Source organism: Klebsiella sp. GG_Kp146, assembly GCF_040061975.1.
GTDB classification, from domain to species: domain Bacteria; phylum Pseudomonadota; class Gammaproteobacteria; order Enterobacterales; family Enterobacteriaceae; genus Klebsiella; species Klebsiella quasipneumoniae.
On sequence record NZ_JBEAHA010000043.1, the window covers coordinates 1 to 17,735 of the forward strand.

The following is a 17,735-nucleotide window of genomic DNA, read 5'->3' on the forward strand; positions in this document are numbered from 1 at the left end:
CGTTTAAAAAGAACCCCGTCCCGAAAGGTGCGGGGTTTTTTGCTGTGTGGGGTATGCCTCCCCCGGTGGCGCTGCGCTTACCGGGGCTACGGATCCGACATGGAGCTACGCCCCTCCTGTGGCGCGGACAAGATATGCAGCACCGACTCAGGGAAAAATATCGCCTGAAGTTCTGCTACTGCTTCGCTAACCAGCCGACAATAAATGTCGCAATCTGCGGAATATTATTTAAATCCAACAGCGGAAGTGAGGTCGCGATCGATACATCGCTGGCCACGGCGATCGTATGATCATCCATCGTTAACTCTTCCACACGATGGCCGCTGTTTTGCCGAAAAAGCAGGATCTTAGGCACTGCTTCATGCTTGAAACCCTCGACCAAAACAAGGTCCAGCCTGCTGGCATCCATTCGACTGACCAGCCATGTGAGATCTAATTCCGGCTTCTCGGGTGTTTCGGTCATCAGCGCCCACCGCTGTTCGCTGGCGACAATGGTTTGCGCAGCGCCCGCCTTGCGCAATTCATAGCTATCTTTGCCCGGCTTATCCACGTCCATATCATGATGGGTATGCTTGATCAGACCAGGGCGTAATCCTTGAGCGCACAGCTCAGGAATGAGACGCTTTAATAATGTCGTTTTCCCTGTACCGCTCCAGGCGGCAATCGCTAATAGCGGGATCATGATGGCTCCTGCATACGTTGCAAATCCTCGAGCGTATTCACATTCATAAAAGCCGATTTTACCTCGCTGAAGCTAACCGGATGGCCGCCCATCTGGCGCATGAACACCATTACCCGGCGTTCGCCGCTGGCAAGATAGGCCTCCAGATGCGGAATAATTTGCCGATGCGCCAGCGCAACGGCGGGATGATCCCGTTCGCCGTCATGGGCCCAAACCACCGGCGCAGCGCTTTTTTGCTGGATAAAGCGCTCAACTAAAAATGACGGAATGAAGGGCGTGTCGCAGGGGCAAAAAACAAACCATGGACTCGCGACCTGCTGCATCACGGCAAGCATACCGGCTAAAGGACCCGGGTACCCCGCCTGCGTATCACGAAACACCGGATATCCACTGGCTTGCCACTGCGTAAGGTGACGGTTGGCGCTAATCACTAACTCATCTACCTGCGGAGCTAATGCCTCCGCGACGTGTCGCCAGAGAGGACGTCCATTGAGCAACTGTAATCCTTTATCAATGCCGCCCATTCGCGTGGCCCTGCCGCCCGCCAGCACGACGCCGGTTATCGCCTCGCTTTGCATATGAATATCGCCTCTTTCATTGTGGGATTGACCCTGTTAACTTGTCCCTATCAAGAGTAAGGAGCATGACCATGAAATGTAAACGTCTGAATGAAGTAATTGAACTCCTCCAGCCCGCCTGGCAGAAAGAGCCTGAACTGAACCTGATGCAATTTTTGCAGAAGTTGGCGAAAGAGGCCGGCTATGATGGCGAACTGAGCGATCTTTCCGACGATATTCTGATCTATCACCTGAAGATGCGTGACTCTTCAAAAGATGCTGTCATCCCGGGTATTCAGAAGGATTATGAAGAGGACTTTAAAACCGCGCTGTTGCGCGCCCGCGGCGTAATAAAAGAGTAAAAGGTTGTAAGCGCTGCCGCGTAAAGCGCAATGAGATGATATCCTGAACTATTCGTACGATTATCGGATGTCAGGATGCACGATAAGGCTTTTACTTTTCAGACGCTTCGCCCGGATACCATTATCGATGGATTATTCGATCTGGGTATGCGGGTGGACTCCGGTCTTACCCCGCTGAACAGCTATGAGAACCGCGTTTATCAGTTCCAGGACGAAGAGCGTCATCGCTATGTGGTGAAGTTCTATCGTCCTGAGCGCTGGTCGGCAGCGCAGATCCTTGAAGAACACCAGTTTGCGCTTCAGCTTGTAGAAGATGAAGTGCCCGTTGCTGCGCCGCTGTTATTTAACGACAGTACGCTTCATCAGCATCAGGGATTTTATTTTGCCGTTTTCCCAAGCCTTGGCGGCCGACAGTTCGAGGCGGATAACCTTGATCAGATGGAGTGGGTTGGCCGTTATCTTGGGCGCCTGCACCAGACCGGGCGCAAACAGCGCTTTTCTGCGCGTCCGGAGATTGGCGTGCAGGAGTATCTGCTGGAACCGCGCCAGGTATTTGAACAGTCGACGCTTATCCCCTCAGGCCTGAAGGCCGATTTCCTGAAGGCGACCGATAAACTCATCGCTGCCGTCATGACCCAATGGCACGGCGGCGGGACTACTTTGCGCCTGCATGGCGACTGCCATGCAGGCAATATCCTCTGGCGCGATGGGCCGCTGTTTGTTGACTTAGACGATGCGCGAACCGGCCCGGCGATTCAGGATCTGTGGATGCTGCTCAACGGCGATCAGGCTGAACAGCGTATGCAGCTGGAGACCATCGTCGAGGCCTATGAGGAATTCAGCCCCTTTAACAGCGATGAAATCGCGCTTATTGAACCTTTACGCGCCATGCGACTGGTTTATTATCTGGCGTGGTTGCTCAGACGCTGGGACGATCCGGCTTTCCCGGTTAATTTCCCCTGGTTAACCGGGGAGGATTACTGGCGAGGGCAGACGTCTACTTTTCTTGAGCAGGTGAAGGTTCTACAGGAACCCCCGCTTCAGTTAACGCCAATGTATTAATGTGATATATCCAGGAGAGAGTAAATCATGAAAAAAGTTTGGCTGGCGCTGGCTGGTATGATTCTGGCTTTTAGTGCATCCGCTGCCCAGATCACCGACGGCAAGCAGTACATCACCCTTGATAAGCCGGTTGCTGGCGAGCCACAGGTGCTTGAGTTCTTTTCATTCTACTGCCCGCACTGCTATCAGTTTGAAGAAGTGCTGCATGTCTCTGACAGCGTGCGCCAGAAACTGCCAGAAGGCACCAAAATGACCAAATACCACGTCGAGTTCCTGGGGCCGCTGGGCAAGGAGCTGACGCAGGCATGGGCTGTTGCCATCGCGCTGGGCGTTGAAGATAAAATTACGGCGCCGATGTTCGAAGCGGTGCAGAAAAACCAGACCGTGCAGAGCCTGGCTGACATTCGTAAAGTGTTCGTCGACGCTGGCGTGAAAGGGGAAGACTACGATGCCGCATGGAACAGCTTCGTGGTGAAATCTCTGGTCGCTCAGCAGGAGAAAGCGGCAGCCGATCTGCAGCTGCAGGGGGTACCGGCTATGTACGTCAATGGTAAGTACCAGCTGAACCCGCAGGGGATGGACACCAGCAATATGGATGTCTTCGTCGCTCAGTATGCGGATACCGTGAAGCAGCTGGTTGAGAAGAAATAAAAAAAACGCCGGTCACTGACCGGCGTTACTCTATCTGCTTTACCGTGGCGCCCTTTCTTTGTCCCGCATGATGTCAGTTAACTGACGGTCTTTCTCTTCCCACAGCCCATTCAGCCAGCGCTGGAAGCCACGCTTAAAGTTCTTATCGTTGACGTAATCGCCGTGTAGCTCTTCGCCAATCGGTACCAGATTGATACGAACCACAATGCGCGTCAGTCGGCCGCTTAACATGTCGTAAAACGGCCTTGCATTATTTTCCGGGTAGCACAGCGTAACGTTCAGCAGTTTATCGAACTGCGAACCGAGAACATTGAGCGCCATGGCAATACCTGCCGCTTTCGGTGGTAAAAGATTGTGGTAAGGGGAGCGCGTCTCGCGCTTTTTTGCGTCGGTAAAACGTGAGCCTTCCACGAAATTGACGATAGTCGTCGGATGTGAGCGGAATTTCTCACATGAACGGCGGGTGGTTTCGACATCTTTACCACGGCGTTCCGGGTGACGAATAAGATAGCTACGCGAATAGCGGCGCATAAAAGGCATATCCAGCGCCCAGCAGGCGAGACCGATGAACGGTACCCACGCCAGCTGTTGTTTAAGGAAGTACTTATTCATCGGAATATGCTTGCGGAACAGTACGCACAGCACCACGATATCTGCCCAGCTGTGGTGGTTGCTGATCAGCAGATACCAGTTCTTTTTGTTCAGGCCTTCCAGACCCTGGACGTCCCATTTTAGCCAGGGATTGAGATGCAACAGCAGCGCCAGCCCTTCGCACCAGCAGTACATCATAAAATTGCAAAAAACGGATATAGAGCGCCATACCGCTGGAATGGGGACCAGCAGTTTAATCAGCCCGGCGACGATGATCGGTACAGAGCAGATAACGGTGACTAAGATGGTTAAGGCGATACTCAGCGGAAGTGTTATCGCAGCGAGTAATCTCGACATAGTTAGTTTATTCAGAAAGTTAGGCTGACAAAGAGCGCCTTTAAGCTGCGCAAGGGGCTGATTTTACCAGAAAACGCGGCAAATGACGGGTCTTACCAGAACAGAAAAAAACAAGGATCTTCTATCCACATGGAAGATTAGGTCATCAAATTAATGCCAGGATCGTTGATCTGTTTTTAAGTGATTGATAAATAGTAATTAATACTATTTATTCATTTATTTCCCGGGGCGGATAAGCTGACGTTGTAAAACTATGCACAAAGTTATCCACAAACTAAGTTGTCGCGCGATCGCGACGATCGTTGAATCTTTTCCGCGAAATGCGGGAAAAATTCAGGATTTCATGCCCGTCTGTGGCATCCTTTATCCATAATCTGATAAACAGGCACGGAAATTATGGTTCAGATCCCAGAAAACCCTCTCATCCTCGTTGACGGCTCCTCCTATCTTTATCGGGCGTATCATGCGTTTCCGCCGCTGACTAACAGCGCAGGGGAGCCCACCGGGGCTATGTACGGCGTACTGAATATGCTGCGCAGTTTGATTCTGCAGTATCAACCGACTCATGCCGTCGTGGTCTTTGATGCGAAAGGGAAAACCTTCCGTGATGAATTGTTCGAACATTACAAATCTCATCGCCCGCCGATGCCGGACGATCTGCGCGCGCAGATTGAGCCGTTGCATAAGATGGTGAAAGCGATGGGGCTGCCGCTGATGGCAGTCCCGGGCGTCGAAGCTGACGATGTGATTGGCACCCTGGCGCGGGAAGCGGAAAGGGCCGGACGTCCGGTGCTGATCAGTACCGGCGATAAAGACATGGCCCAGCTGGTGACGCCGGGGATCACCCTGATCAATACCATGACCAACACTATCCTCGGGCCGGATGAGGTGGTTACCAAATACGGCGTCCCGCCGGAGCTGATTATTGATTTCCTGGCGCTGATGGGCGACTCCTCGGATAACATTCCTGGCGTGCCGGGCGTGGGCGAAAAGACCGCCCAGGCGCTGCTGCAAGGCCTTGGCGGCCTCGATACGCTGTATGCGGAACCGGAGAAAATCGCTGAACTGAGCTTCCGCGGCGCGAAAACGATGGCGGCGAAGCTGGAGCAGAACAAGGAGGTGGCTTATCTCTCTTATCAGCTGGCGACCATCAAAACCGACGTCGAGCTGGAGCTCACTTGTGAAGAGCTTGAGGTGCAGCCGCCGGCGGCAGACGATCTGCTGGCGCTGTTCAGACAGTATGAGTTTAAGCGCTGGACCACCGACGTTGAAGCCGGGAAATGGCTGCAGGCGAAGGGGGGCAAACCGGCTGCGAAACCTGCAGTGCCTGCAGCAGCGGCAGAAGCCGAAGAAGAGGTTGAAGCCGCTACTGCACTTTCAGCAGAGCACTATGTCACTATCCTTGATGAGGCCACGCTGCTCACCTGGATCGATAAGCTGAAGCAGGCGCCGCTCTTTGCCTTTGATACGGAAACCGACAGCCTGGATAACATCTCCGCCAACATGGTCGGCCTTTCATTCGCTGTTGAGCCGGGTGTGGCCGCCTATGTCCCGGTAGCGCATGATTACCTTGATGCGCCGGACCAGATCCCGCGCGAGCGCGTGCTGGCGCTGCTTAAACCGCTGCTGGAGGATGAGAAGCTGCTCAAGGTTGGGCAAAATCTCAAATACGATCGTGGCATTTTGGCTAATTACGACATTGAGCTGCGCGGGATTGCGTTCGATACCATGCTGGAATCTTACATTCTCGACAGCGTGGCGGGCCGCCACGATATGGACAGTCTTTCCGACCGCTGGCTGAAGCATAAAACGATTACCTTCGAAGAGATCGCTGGCAAGGGTAAGAATCAGCTCACCTTTAACCAGATTGCGCTGGAAGAGGCTGGTCGCTACGCGGCGGAAGACGCCGACGTCACGCTTCAGTTGCATCTGAAAATGTGGCCGAAGCTGCAGCAGCATGAAGGTCCGCTAAATATCTTCCAGCACATTGAAATGCCGCTGGTGCCGGTGCTGTCTCGCGTTGAGCGCAATGGCGTTAAAATCGACCCCGCCGTGCTGCATGCGCACTCGCAGGAAATTGCCCAGCGCCTGGTTGAGCTGGAGCAGCGGGCGCATGAGATCGCCGGGGAAGCGTTTAATCTCTCCTCCACCAAACAGCTGCAAACGATCCTGTTTGAAAAACAGGGTATCAAACCGCTGAAGAAGACGCCGGGCGGCGCGCCGTCAACCTCTGAAGAGGTACTGGAAGAGCTGGCGCTCGATTACCCGTTGCCGAAGGTGATTCTGGAGTACCGTGGGCTGGCGAAGCTGAAGTCGACCTATACCGATAAGCTGCCGCTGATGATTAACCCCAAAACGGGCCGCGTGCATACCTCCTATCATCAGGCGGTTACCGCCACTGGCCGTTTGTCGTCTACCGATCCTAACCTGCAAAACATTCCGGTGCGTAACGAAGAAGGGCGCCGTATTCGCCAGGCGTTTATCGCGCCGGAAGATTACGTCATTGTCTCGGCGGACTACTCGCAAATCGAGCTGCGCATTATGGCGCACCTGTCGCGGGATAAAGGCCTGCTGACCGCCTTCGCGGAAGGGAAGGATATTCACCGGGCGACGGCGGCTGAAGTGTTTGGCTTACCGCTGGACAGCGTCAGCAGCGAACAGCGGCGCAGTGCGAAAGCTATCAACTTCGGTCTGATCTATGGCATGAGCGCCTTTGGCCTGGCCCGCCAGCTGAACATCCCGCGTAAAGAAGCGCAGAAGTACATGGATCTTTATTTCGAGCGTTATCCGGGCGTGCTGGAGTATATGGAGCGCACCCGCGCGCAGGCGAAGGAGCAAGGTTATGTTGAAACGCTGGATGGCCGTCGACTCTATTTACCGGATATCAAGTCCAGCAATGGCGCTCGTCGCGCCGGTGCGGAACGTGCGGCGATTAACGCCCCGATGCAGGGGACGGCTGCGGATATCATCAAGCGGGCGATGATTGCCGTTGATGAATGGCTGCGCAGCGAGAAGCCTCGCGTGCGGATGATCATGCAGGTTCACGATGAACTGGTCTTTGAAGTGCATAAAGATGAGCTTGATGCCGTATCGAAAAAGATCCACGAACTGATGGAGAACAGCACTACGCTGGCGGTACCGTTGCTGGTGGAAGTGGGCAGCGGAGAAAACTGGGATCAAGCGCACTAAGTATACAAAGCGCAACGCGATTTTCTGTAAGTAAGCAACATAACTTATAGAGTTTTGTGAGGATCATTTGAATTTGCTATGTAAATAGTGAAAAAAAACTACAAAAAATGCTTTATCCGTGAGCGAAAGAAGAGTAGAGTTATTCGCGTAGGGTACAGAGGTAAGATGTTCTATCTTTCAGACCTTTTACTTCACGTAATCGGATTTGGCTGAATATTTTAGCCGCCCCGGTCATTTATGACCGGGGCGTTTTTTATTGCGCGAAAGAAAAGTGGCAAAGGGACAGGACACGCTTGTGCTTGATTCTGGAGAGGAACCCGGATAAGGCGCGGTACGCTCTTATCCGGCTGTTCGTGACGATTACTCGTCTGCGGCGCGCTCTTCTTCCTGCGGCGGGATTTCGTTAAACCAGCTATCCAGCTTCTGTCGCAGCTTATCCACGCCAGATTTTTTCAGCGAGGAGAAGGGTTCAACCTGGACATCGCCATTGAAGGCCAGTACCGCTTCACGCACCATATTCACTTGCGCTTTACGCGCGCCGCTGGCGAGCTTATCGGCTTTGGTCAGCAGCACCAGCACCTGAATATCGCTTTCTACCGCCCATTGGATCATCTGCTGATCGAGATCTTTAAGCGGGTGGCGAATGTCCATCAGAACCACCAGGCCCTTCAGGCACAGACGTTTTTCCAGATATTCTCCCAGCGCGCGCTGCCACTTGATCTTCATCTCTTCCGGGACTTGCGCATAACCATAGCCGGGCAGGTCGACCAGGCGTTTGCCTTCGGCAACTTCGAACAGGTTAATCAGCTGTGTACGTCCGGGCGTTTTGGAGGTCCGCGCCAGGCTTTTCTGGTTGGTCAGCGTATTCAGTGCGCTGGATTTTCCCGCATTGGAGCGGCCGGCGAATGCCACTTCAATACCAGTATCGGCAGGAAGATGGCGGATATCTGGCGCGCTGGTGACAAAGTGCGTCAGTTGATAATTCCAGTTGGTCAAGACGGTCGTCTCCGTTAAAACAGGCTATGGCAGGGATTATACCTGAACAGCAGAAAAAGGCTGTTTTTACCGCACGCCGGTTCTGTAAGTAAAAACCCTGCACTTTGTGAGACATTGGCTATTCTTCGTATAGGACATGCCTGAGAAAAATAAGGCCAATAAATCATAACCATATGAAACTAAATAAATTATAAAAATAGAGAAATCTGAAAGTAGATTTTTAACGGCCAGACTGGTTGTCGATTTTTGTCAACACGGTAAAGTAATACACAACGGCGAGGATGCTGAAAAGGATGAGGACTCAGGACGAGGGGTCAGGAAGCGCCAGGAGGCGAAGACCACAGGATTGTCAGGATGACACGCGTTTTGGAAACGTTTCAAAGGGAAAAGGAAGAAACAGGGACCGTTGGACGCTAAGGGAAAGACAGGGTAAGTCGTTAGCGAACAGGGAAAGAAGAGCCCGTTAAGGGTGGTCAGTGAGGAAAAAGGCGACAGAGTAATCTGTCGCCTTTTTTCTTTGCTTGCTTTCTGCTAGATTCCGCCTCAATTCTATACTGAATAATACTGTCTGAAGATTACACACCATGAAAAAACCGACATCCGCCACCCGTGGCAAATCCGGCCGCAAGTCGCGTGAAGAGTTAAATCAGGAAGCTCGCGATCGCAAACGGCAGAAGAAACATCGTGGCCACGCGGCAGGAAGTCGCGCGAACGGCGGCGATGCGGCTTCAGCGGGTAAAAAACAGCGCCAGGCGCAAGATCCGCGCGTGGGCAGCAAAAAACCAATCCCGCTGGGCGCGAGCGAAAGCAGCGCTCCAGCTCCCAAGCAGCATAAACCAAAGAGCGAGAAACCTATGCTTTCACCGCAGGCTGAGCTGGAGTTGCTGGAGAATGATGAGCGCCTGGACGCGCTGCTGGAACGTCTGGAAGAGGGCGGTACCCTGAATGCTGAAGAGCAGAGCTGGGTGGATGCCAAACTGGATCGTATTGATGAGCTGATGCAGCAGCTCGGCCTCTCTTACGATGACGAAGATGAAGAAGAGGAAGAGCGTCAGGAAGATATGATGCGTCTGCTGAAGGGTGGAAACTAACATTTGCATCCCATCGGATCCCCGGTACTGCTTATAACCCTTCTGGTTATATGTTATCTGCTGTGGTTATTCGTTAAACTACGACGGTTGTCGCGGCGTCAGAAATGGCTGCGCAACCGGCTCATGACCCGCGGTGCGGTGGGGCCGGGACGGCGTACCCGTCGGCGGCACCATCGGAAGGAGTGAGCATGTCTGAGCAGATAATCGACTGGGATCTGGCCCTGATCCAGAAATATAACTATTCCGGGCCGCGCTATACCTCGTATCCCACCGCGCTGGAGTTTTCACCACAATTCGGCGCGGCGGAATTCGATGCCGCTGTGGCCCGTTACCCACAGCGTCCCCTGTCGCTGTATGTGCATATCCCGTTTTGCCATAAGCTGTGTTATTTCTGCGGCTGCAATAAGATCGTCACCCGCCAGCAGCATAAGGCCGATCAGTATCTCGATCTCCTTGAACAGGAGATCATCCACCGCGCGCCGCTGTTTGCCAACCGTCAGGTTAAGCAACTGCACTGGGGAGGCGGCACGCCGACCTATCTCAATAAGGCGCAAATCAGTCGCCTGATGGATCTGTTGCGTACCCATTTTCATTTCAGCGCCGAAGCCGAGATCTCTATCGAGGTCGATCCGCGTGAAATCGAGCTGGATGTCCTCGATCATTTACGCGCTGAGGGTTTCAACCGCCTGAGTATGGGCGTGCAGGACTTCAATAAAGAGGTTCAGCGTCTGGTTAACCGCGAGCAGGACGAAGCGTTCATCTTTGACTTGCTTCGCCATGCGCGGGAGATTGGATTTACTTCGACCAATATCGACCTCATCTACGGCCTGCCGAAGCAAACGCCGGAGAGCTTTGCCTTCACCCTGCAAAAGGTCGCCGAGCTCAACCCTGACCGCCTGAGCGTGTTTAACTACGCGCATCTGCCCACGCTCTTTGCCGCACAGCGCAAAATTAAAGATGCCGATCTGCCCTCTGCTGAACAGAAGCTGGAGATCCTCCAGGAGACCATCGGCTCGCTGACGGCGGCGGGCTATCAGTTTATCGGCATGGACCACTTCGCGCGTCCTGATGATGAATTAGCGGTCGCGCAACGTCACGGCGTACTGCATCGCAATTTCCAGGGCTACACCACTCAGGGCGATACCGATTTGCTGGGGATGGGCGTGTCTGCGATCAGCATGATTGGCGACAGCTACGCTCAGAACCAAAAAGAGCTGAAGCAGTACTACCAGCAGGTGGCAGAGCAAGGGAACGCCCTGTGGCGCGGGATCGCGTTAACCCGTGACGACTGTTTGCGTCGCGACGTGATTAAGGCGTTGATCTGTAACTTCCGTCTGGATATTGATGCCGTCGAAGCGCAGTGGGCCGTGGATTTTCAGACTTATTTTGCCGAGGACCTGAAACTGCTGGCGCCGCTGGCGCATGACGGGCTGGTGGTGGTGGAGAGTAAGGCTATCCAGGTAACGGCGAAAGGCCGCCTGCTGATCCGCAACATCTGCATGTGCTTTGATGCCTATCTCCGGCAAAAGGCTCGGATGCAGCAGTTCTCACGGGTGATTTAATGTTTTCCCCCTCTCCCGCAGGAGAGGGGGAACAATTAGCTGAACAGCCCGACCAGCGCAGCGCACAGCACGGCAGCGACTGCCGTTTGCGGCGTGTGACTCGCAGCGGCGCCGCTCGATATCATACTCACCAGTGATTCAAACATGATGCTCTCCCCTAATGCCGGGCACGATCATACTCAACTCATCGGAACAGTAAAGTACAAAATAGCAGCACTTTGCGCTGATCGGCTATTTTTCATCACGCCGTTAAACCCTACTCCATACCCAACTCTTTTAGCTTACGCGTCAGGGTATTACGACCCCATCCCAGCAGGCGCGCAGCCTCCTGTTTATGTCCTTGAGTATGACGCAGGGCGGTTGTCAGCAGCGTGCGTTCCATTTCGGGTTGCGCTTCTGAGAGCAGGTTTTGATGACCGGAGCGCAGCGCCCGATCGGCCCACTGACCCAGCAGCGTCGCCCAGCTGTCTGGCTGCATCTGCGTCGGGCTATCAGGAATGGTGGTCTCAAACAGTTCGCTCGGCAGATCCTGCGTCAGCACCTCCTGGCCGGCGGCCATGACGGTGAGCCAGCGACAGGTGTTTTCCAGCTGGCGAACGTTGCCCGGCCACGCCAGGCGGGTCAGCGCTGTCTCCGTTTCCGGATGCAGCTGTTTGGCTTCAACACCTAGCTCGCGGGCGGCAATCTGCAGAAAATGGCGGGCCAGACGAGGAATATCTTCCCGACGCTCGCGCAGCGGCGGCAAATGCACCCGGATCACGTTCAGGCGGTGGAATAAATCTTCACGGAATTTCCCCTCCTGCACCCGCTGCTCCAGATTCTGGTGGGTGGCGGCGATGATCCGCACATCGACCTTCACCGGCGCGTAACCGCCCACGCGATAAAACTGGCCATCCGCCAGAACGCGCAGCAGGCGAGTCTGGACATCCAGCGGCATATCGCCAATTTCATCCAGGAACAGCGTACCGCCGTCAGCCTGTTCAAAGCGACCCTGACGGACGGTATTGGCGCCGGTAAAGGCCCCTTTTTCATGCCCAAACAGTTCCGATTCGATCAGGTCCTTGGGGATCGCCGCCATATTCAGCGCGATAAATGGCGCTTTTGAGCGCGGGCTATGACGATGCAGGGCATGAGCGACAAGCTCTTTACCGGTACCGGATTCGCCATTGATCAGCACGCTGATGGATGAGCGCGACAGACGGCCAATAATGCGAAAGACATCCTGCATGGCCGGCGCCTCGCCAATGATATCGGCGGTGGGGCTGCTTATCGGCGCATTTCGCGGCTGCTGCTGCTCCTGATAGTGGCTAATCGCCCGGTCGACGAGGGCGACGGCTTCATCGATATCAAAAGGTTTGGGCAGATAATCAAACGCGCCTTGTTGATAAGCGCTGACCGCGGCGTCCAGATCGGAATGCGCGGTCATTATGATGACCGGAAGCATTGGATGACGCTGCTTAATCTGTTTGAGCAGCGCCAGGCCATCCATTCCCGGCATACGGATATCTGACAGCAGTACATCCGGGGTTTTGGTGGTGAGGGCATCTAGCACCTCATTGCCGCTTTCGAACGTTGTGCAGCTCAAGCCGGCTCCGGTGAGCGCGCGTTCAAGCACCCAGCGGATGGAGCTATCGTCATCAACGATCCAGGCTATCCCTCGTTGCATAAACACCTCTACTTCCGAATAGGCAGGTATACCGAAAATTCGGTATGACCCGGCCAGCTGGTGAATTCAATTTTGCCGGAGTGCTGATCGATAAGGCTGCGGGCGATAGATAAGCCCAGGCCGGTACCGCCTTCGCGGCCGCTGACCATCGGATAAAACAACGTATCCTGGAGCTGGGGCGGAATACCCGGGCCATTATCTTCGACGTCAATACGGGCGGCGAGGCGATAACGCACCCCGTGCAGCGTCAGCTGGAAAGCGGTCCGGGTACGGAGAACAATTTCGCCCCCTTCCGGCCCCAGCGCCTGCAGCGCATTACGGACGATGTTCAGCAACACCTGTTCAATTTGATCCGGGTCGTGGGGGAGTTCCGGCAGGCTGGGGTCGTAATCACGGATCAACTTCACGTTGTCCGGCAACTCCATCGAGACCAGTTTCACTACCCGTTCGGCGACCTTGTGGATGCTTTCGGTAACGTGCATGCCCGGATGCTGTGGCCCGAGCAGGCGATCGACCAGATTTCTCAGCCGGTCGGCCTGCTCGATGATCACTTTGGTATATTCCGTTAGCGCCGGGTCGGGCAGGGCTTTGCTGAGCAGCTGTGCCGCGCCGCGCAGGCCGCCTAACGGGTTTTTAATCTCGTGCGCCAGGCCGCGGACCAGATCGCGGGCGGCGACCTGCTGCGCGTGCTGCAGCTGCTCCTGGCTCAGGCGGCGCTGGTTATCCATCGGCGCCATTTCCAGCAGAATAAAGCCTTCCGGCAGCCGCTGGGCGGTCAGCGACAGGATATGCGAGCGGCCATCGATAACCAGCGTCACTTCGTTATCGGTAAAACCCTGGCCCGCCTGCAGACTCTCCTGCATCAGCCCGATATTCAATGAGAAATAGCTCAACAGCTCAGGTAACGGGGTGCCAAACAGTTTGCGCGAACTCTGCGCCAGTAGCTGCTGGGCCGCAGGATTGGCAAAGTGCACCGCCAGGTCGTCATCGACCAGTAAGATACTGTTGATAAGAGAGTTAAGGATCTGCCCAGCATCGGGCAGTGTGCCTGTTGCCATTCGACAGTCTCCTGAAAAAGAGTGCACCAATTTAGTGCAGTATAGCTTTTTATCGGTAAAAAGCTCGCGAGATCAGCGTGTTGGTGGAGAAAAAAGCCCATCCTGAGATGGGCTGAAAGTTTCCACGGCAACAAAATATCCCGGGCATCCCGCGCCACAACACGACATACCCTGGATTTACAGCAAAATTAGACGCTGTAGTACAGTTCGAACTCAACCGGATGCGGAGTCATGCGTACGCGGTCGTTCTCTTCCAGACGCAGGGCGATGTAAGCATCGATAGCGTCATTAGTGAATACGCCGCCAGCTGTCAGGAACTCGCGGTCAGCATCCAGGGCCTGCAGGGCTTCTTCCAGAGAACCGGCAACCTGCGGGATCTCTTTCGCTTCTTCCGGCGGCAGGTCGTACAGGTTTTTGTCCATTGCTTCGCCCGGATGGATTTTGTTCTTGATACCATCAAGGCCAGCCATCAGCAGCGCCGCAAAGCACAGGTACGGGTTGGCAGCCGGGTCCGGGAAGCGCACTTCGATACGACGCGCTTTCGGAGAGGTCACCACCGGAATACGGATGGAGGCAGAGCGGTTACGGGCAGAGTAAGCCAGCATAACCGGCGCTTCGTAACCCGGGACCAGACGCTTGTAGGAGTTGGTGGTCGGGTTCGCCAGGGCGTTGATGGCTTTAGCGTGTTTGATTACGCCGCCGATGTAGAACAGCGCCTGCTCAGACAGACCTGCGTATTTGTCGCCGGAGAACAGGTTGGTGCCGTTCTTCGCCAGAGACATATGGCAGTGCATACCGGAACCGTTGTCGCCGAACATCGGTTTCGGCATAAAGGTCGCGGTTTTACCGAAGCGGTGAGCGACGTTGTGAACAACGTATTTGTAAATCTGAATTTCGTCCGCTTTTTTGGTCATGGTGTTGAAGCGGGTTGCCACTTCGTTCTGACCTGCGGTAGCCACTTCGTGGTGGTGAGCTTCAACAACCAGGCCCATCTCTTCCATGATCATACACATGGTGGAACGGATATCCTGAGAAGAGTCTACTGGCGGAACCGGGAAGTAACCCCCTTTCACGCCCGGACGGTGACCTTTGTTACCGCCTTCGTATTTGGTGGAGGAGTTCCACGCACCTTCGATGTCATCGATCGCGACATGGGAGCCGGAGATAGAGGCGCCGAAACGGATGTCGTCGAACAGGAAGAATTCTGGTTCTGGCCCGAACAGGACGGTGTCAGCGATGCCGGTAGCGCGCAGGTACTCTTCAGCGCGTTTCGCGATGGAGCGCGGGTCACGGTCATAGCCCTGCAGGGTGCCAGGCTCGAGGATATCGCAGCGGATGATCAGGGTCGGTTCTTCGTAGAACGGGTCAATGACCGCGGTGGAAGCGTCCGGCATCAGGACCATGTCAGATTCGTTGATACCTTTCCAGCCACCAATCGAGGAGCCATCAAACATTTTGCCTTCTTCGAAGAATTCGGCATTTACCTGATGAGACGGAATCGTGACGTGCTGTTCTTTACCTTTGGTATCGGTGAAGCGCAGATCGACAAACTTCACTTCGTGCTCGTTCAGCATCGTCAAAACGTGTTCAGCGGACATACTTAAACTCTCCCGGATTGGTCATTGTCGTCGTGGTAACGAAAACTTCATACTGCTTAAAAGTGGCGTTGTTGCCTTAAAAAATATAAAGCGAAATCTGTGCCAACTTTTAAATGCCCCATAAAACGCTGTATCATGCGCACCATAGTGCAAAAGGACTGCACCATGATGGAGATAATGCACCAAAATAGTGCCTCAGTGTGAACATTGAGCACCATTTTGGTGCAATTTTTGTTACGGTGCCCTTTTATCGCTCCGTGAAAGCGGTCACAAAGAAACTCTGCAATACTTGTTTGCGGAGGATGTTTGTGATCCTGTTCAGTCCTTCGCTTAATACGTGTACAATAACGCGCTATTTCTAATGCCTGAGGCAAAGTTGTGATCGAAAATCTGCGTAATATCGCCATCATCGCGCACGTTGACCATGGTAAAACTACCCTGGTTGACAAGCTGCTACAGCAATCCGGTACGTTCGACGCACGTACTGAAGCACAAGAACGTGTGATGGACTCCAACGATTTGGAGAAAGAGCGTGGGATTACCATCCTCGCGAAAAACACCGCAATCAAATGGAATGATTACCGTATCAACATCGTTGATACCCCTGGGCACGCCGACTTCGGAGGTGAAGTTGAGCGTGTTATGTCCATGGTTGACTCTGTGCTGCTGGTGGTAGATGCCTTTGATGGCCCGATGCCGCAAACGCGCTTCGTGACCAAAAAAGCTTTTGCCCACGGTCTGAAGCCGATCGTGGTCATCAACAAAGTTGACCGCCCGGGCGCGCGTCCGGACTGGGTTGTCGATCAGGTGTTCGACCTGTTCGTTAACCTCGACGCGACCGACGAACAGCTGGACTTCCCGATCGTTTACGCGTCCGCGCTGAACGGTATCGCGGGTCTGGACCACGAAGACATGGCTGAAGACATGACCCCGCTGTACCAGGCGATTGTCGATCGCGTGCCGGCGCCGGACGTTGACCTTGACGGTCCGCTGCAGATGCAGATCTCCCAGCTGGACTACAACAACTACGTTGGCGTCATCGGCATCGGCCGCATCAAACGCGGTAAAGTGAAGCCGAACCAGCAGGTCACTATCATCGATAGCGAAGGCAAAACCCGTAACGGTAAAGTCGGTAAAGTACTGACCCACCTGGGTCTTGAGCGTATCGAGAGCGACGTAGCTGAAGCTGGCGACATCATCGCGATCACCGGTCTGGGCGAGCTGAACATCTCCGACACCATCTGCGACCCGCAGAATGTCGAAGCGCTGCCGGCTCTGTCCGTCGATGAACCGACCGTTTCCATGTTCTTCAACGTCAACACCTCTCCGTTCTGCGGTAAAGAAGGTAAGTTCGTTACCTCTCGCCAGATTCTGGACCGCCTGAACAAAGAGCTGGTGCACAACGTTGCGCTGCGCGTTGAAGAAACCGAAGACGCTGATGCGTTCCGCGTTTCCGGCCGTGGTGAACTGCACCTGTCCGTTCTGATTGAAAACATGCGTCGTGAAGGTTTCGAGATGGCGGTTTCCCGTCCGAAAGTTATCTTCCGTGAAATCGACGGCCGTAAACAAGAGCCGTTCGAGAACGTGACGCTGGACGTCGAAGAGCAGCACCAGGGTTCTGTTATGCAGGCGCTGGGCGAGCGTAAAGGCGACCTGAAAAACATGAATCCGGACGGAAAAGGCCGCGTACGTCTCGACTACGTGATCCCAAGCCGCGGTTTGATCGGCTTCCGTTCAGAGTTCATGACCATGACCTCCGGTACCGGTCTGCTGTACTCCACCTTCAGCCACTACGACGACGTTCGTCCGGGCGAAGTGGGCCAGCGTAACAACGGCGTGCTGATCTCCAACGGTCAGGGTAAAGCGGTAGCGTTCGCCCTGTTCGGTCTGCAGGATCGCGGTAAGCTGTTCCTCGGTCACGGTGCGGAAGTTTACGAAGGCCAGATCATCGGTATTCACAGCCGTTCTAACGACCTGACGGTAAACTGCCTGACCGGTAAGAAACTGACCAACATGCGTGCGTCCGGTACTGACGAAGCCACGGTTCTGGTTCCGCCGGTTAAGATGACCCTGGAGCAGGCTCTGGAGTTCATCGATGACGACGAACTGGTAGAAGTCACTCCGACCTCTATCCGTATCCGTAAACGTCACCTGACCGAGAACGACCGTAAACGCGCAATGCGCGGTGCAAAAGAAGAGTAATTTATTCTTCTTGTTGTTCGTAAAACCCCGCCTCTCCGGCGGGGTTTCTTTTTTTGATTCCTGCATCACACGCCAATAGTCAAATCCTGCCTTTCCCGCTAAAGTTAATTT

The 17,735-nt window shown here is 54.4% G+C and carries 15 protein-coding genes; 7 read left to right on the top strand and 8 right to left on the bottom strand.

Annotated elements, in window-relative coordinates; all coding sequences use genetic code 11:
• Window positions 1-175 precede the first annotated feature (175 nt).
• Both mobB and mobA read right to left on the bottom strand, forming a co-directional pair.
• The gene (gene mobB, locus ABLU95_RS24505; protein ID WP_023291488.1) at window positions 176-682 is read right to left on the bottom strand and encodes a molybdopterin-guanine dinucleotide biosynthesis protein MobB; all 507 of its coding nucleotides are present in this window, start codon (window positions 680-682) and stop codon (window positions 176-178) included.
• Window positions 679-1,260, bottom strand: coding sequence for a molybdenum cofactor guanylyltransferase MobA (gene mobA, locus ABLU95_RS24510; RefSeq protein ID WP_023291489.1), 582 nt, complete (start codon window positions 1,258-1,260; stop codon window positions 679-681). Before mobA ends, mobB begins: the two co-directional genes overlap by 4 nt.
• A gap of 71 nt (window positions 1,261-1,331) precedes the next feature.
• Between mobA and ABLU95_RS24515 the strand changes: the two genes are divergently transcribed.
• The 3 genes from ABLU95_RS24515 to dsbA all read left to right on the top strand — a co-directional run bounded on the left by ABLU95_RS24515 (window position 1,332) and on the right by dsbA (window position 3,314).
• Entirely contained in the window at window positions 1,332-1,601 is a 270-nt protein-coding gene (locus ABLU95_RS24515; protein WP_002882612.1) for a YihD family protein, read from the top strand.
• A 75-nt stretch (window positions 1,602-1,676) separates the two neighbouring features.
• Entirely contained in the window at window positions 1,677-2,663 is a 987-nt protein-coding gene (locus tag ABLU95_RS24520) for a serine/threonine protein kinase (protein ID WP_065883493.1), read from the top strand.
• 27 nt (window positions 2,664-2,690) lie between these two features.
• On the top strand, window positions 2,691-3,314 hold the full coding sequence (dsbA, locus tag ABLU95_RS24525) for a thiol:disulfide interchange protein DsbA (RefSeq protein ID WP_004203613.1): 624 nt from the start codon (window positions 2,691-2,693) through the stop codon (window positions 3,312-3,314).
• 39 nt (window positions 3,315-3,353) lie between these two features.
• On the opposite strand, the gene ABLU95_RS24530 is transcribed toward dsbA, so the two are convergent.
• Window positions 3,354-4,262, bottom strand: a complete 909-nt coding sequence (locus ABLU95_RS24530) for an acyltransferase (RefSeq protein WP_060591356.1) — start codon at window positions 4,260-4,262, stop codon at window positions 3,354-3,356.
• Window positions 4,263-4,658: 396 nt separating this feature from the next.
• Here ABLU95_RS24530 and polA point away from each other — a divergent pair, with 396 nt between their 5' ends.
• Window positions 4,659-7,451, top strand: coding sequence for a DNA polymerase I (gene polA / locus ABLU95_RS24535; RefSeq protein WP_048296380.1), 2,793 nt, complete (start codon window positions 4,659-4,661; stop codon window positions 7,449-7,451).
• 360 nt (window positions 7,452-7,811) lie between these two features.
• On the opposite strand, the gene yihA is transcribed toward polA, so the two are convergent.
• Window positions 7,812-8,447 carry a ribosome biogenesis GTP-binding protein YihA/YsxC gene (yihA, locus tag ABLU95_RS24540; RefSeq protein ID WP_023291493.1) on the bottom strand — a complete coding sequence of 212 codons (636 nt, stop codon included), beginning with the start codon at window positions 8,445-8,447 and terminating at the stop codon, window positions 7,812-7,814.
• Window positions 8,448-9,031: 584 nt separating this feature from the next.
• Between yihA and yihI the strand changes: the two genes are divergently transcribed.
• Together yihI and hemN are read left to right on the top strand one after the other, a co-directional pair.
• Window positions 9,032-9,538, top strand: coding sequence for a Der GTPase-activating protein YihI (gene yihI, locus ABLU95_RS24545; RefSeq protein ID WP_048296382.1), 507 nt, complete (start codon window positions 9,032-9,034; stop codon window positions 9,536-9,538).
• A 188-nt stretch (window positions 9,539-9,726) separates the two neighbouring features.
• The gene (hemN, locus tag ABLU95_RS24550) at window positions 9,727-11,100 is read left to right on the top strand and encodes an oxygen-independent coproporphyrinogen III oxidase (protein WP_050534191.1); all 1,374 of its coding nucleotides are present in this window, start codon (window positions 9,727-9,729) and stop codon (window positions 11,098-11,100) included.
• A 35-nt stretch (window positions 11,101-11,135) separates the two neighbouring features.
• Here hemN and ABLU95_RS24555 read toward each other — a convergent pair whose 3' ends face one another.
• From ABLU95_RS24555 to glnA, 4 genes are all read right to left on the bottom strand, one after another.
• Window positions 11,136-11,246, bottom strand: coding sequence for a YshB family small membrane protein (locus tag ABLU95_RS24555; protein WP_004152951.1), 111 nt, complete (start codon window positions 11,244-11,246; stop codon window positions 11,136-11,138).
• A 110-nt stretch (window positions 11,247-11,356) separates the two neighbouring features.
• Entirely contained in the window at window positions 11,357-12,766 is a 1,410-nt protein-coding gene (gene glnG / locus ABLU95_RS24560) for a nitrogen regulation protein NR(I) (RefSeq protein ID WP_002882749.1), read from the bottom strand.
• Window positions 12,767-12,774: 8 nt separating this feature from the next.
• On the bottom strand, window positions 12,775-13,824 hold the full coding sequence (gene glnL, locus ABLU95_RS24565; protein ID WP_004203621.1) for a nitrogen regulation protein NR(II): 1,050 nt from the start codon (window positions 13,822-13,824) through the stop codon (window positions 12,775-12,777).
• A gap of 188 nt (window positions 13,825-14,012) precedes the next feature.
• Window positions 14,013-15,422 (bottom strand): glutamate--ammonia ligase, encoded by a 1,410-nt coding sequence (gene glnA, locus ABLU95_RS24570; protein WP_004203622.1) that lies wholly within the window; start codon window positions 15,420-15,422, stop codon window positions 14,013-14,015.
• A 378-nt stretch (window positions 15,423-15,800) separates the two neighbouring features.
• Here glnA and typA point away from each other — a divergent pair, with 378 nt between their 5' ends.
• Complete coding sequence (gene typA, locus ABLU95_RS24575; protein WP_023291496.1) at window positions 15,801-17,624, top strand: ribosome-dependent GTPase TypA; 1,824 nt, start codon at window positions 15,801-15,803, stop codon at window positions 17,622-17,624.
• Window positions 17,625-17,735 lie beyond the last annotated feature (111 nt).

Excerpts from the sequence above, each read along its gene's own strand:
- mobB (WP_023291488.1), bottom strand. The coding sequence starts at position 682 with ATGATCCCGCTATTAGCGATTGCCGCCTGGAGCGGTACAGGGAAAACG.
- mobA (WP_023291489.1), bottom strand. The coding sequence starts at position 1,260 with ATGCAAAGCGAGGCGATAACCGGCGTCGTGCTGGCGGGCGGCAGGGCC.
- ABLU95_RS24515 (WP_002882612.1), top strand. The coding sequence starts at position 1,332 with ATGAAATGTAAACGTCTGAATGAAGTAATTGAACTCCTCCAGCCCGCC.
- ABLU95_RS24520 (WP_065883493.1), top strand. The coding sequence starts at position 1,677 with ATGCACGATAAGGCTTTTACTTTTCAGACGCTTCGCCCGGATACCATT.
- dsbA (WP_004203613.1), top strand. The coding sequence starts at position 2,691 with ATGAAAAAAGTTTGGCTGGCGCTGGCTGGTATGATTCTGGCTTTTAGT.
- ABLU95_RS24530 (WP_060591356.1), bottom strand. The coding sequence starts at position 4,262 with ATGTCGAGATTACTCGCTGCGATAACACTTCCGCTGAGTATCGCCTTA.
- polA (WP_048296380.1), top strand. The coding sequence starts at position 4,659 with ATGGTTCAGATCCCAGAAAACCCTCTCATCCTCGTTGACGGCTCCTCC.
- yihI (WP_048296382.1), top strand. The coding sequence starts at position 9,032 with ATGAAAAAACCGACATCCGCCACCCGTGGCAAATCCGGCCGCAAGTCG.
- hemN (WP_050534191.1), top strand. The coding sequence starts at position 9,727 with ATGTCTGAGCAGATAATCGACTGGGATCTGGCCCTGATCCAGAAATAT.
- ABLU95_RS24555 (WP_004152951.1), bottom strand. The coding sequence starts at position 11,246 with ATGTTTGAATCACTGGTGAGTATGATATCGAGCGGCGCCGCTGCGAGT.
- glnG (WP_002882749.1), bottom strand. The coding sequence starts at position 12,766 with ATGCAACGAGGGATAGCCTGGATCGTTGATGACGATAGCTCCATCCGC.
- glnL (WP_004203621.1), bottom strand. The coding sequence starts at position 13,824 with ATGGCAACAGGCACACTGCCCGATGCTGGGCAGATCCTTAACTCTCTT.
- glnA (WP_004203622.1), bottom strand. The coding sequence starts at position 15,422 with ATGTCCGCTGAACACGTTTTGACGATGCTGAACGAGCACGAAGTGAAG.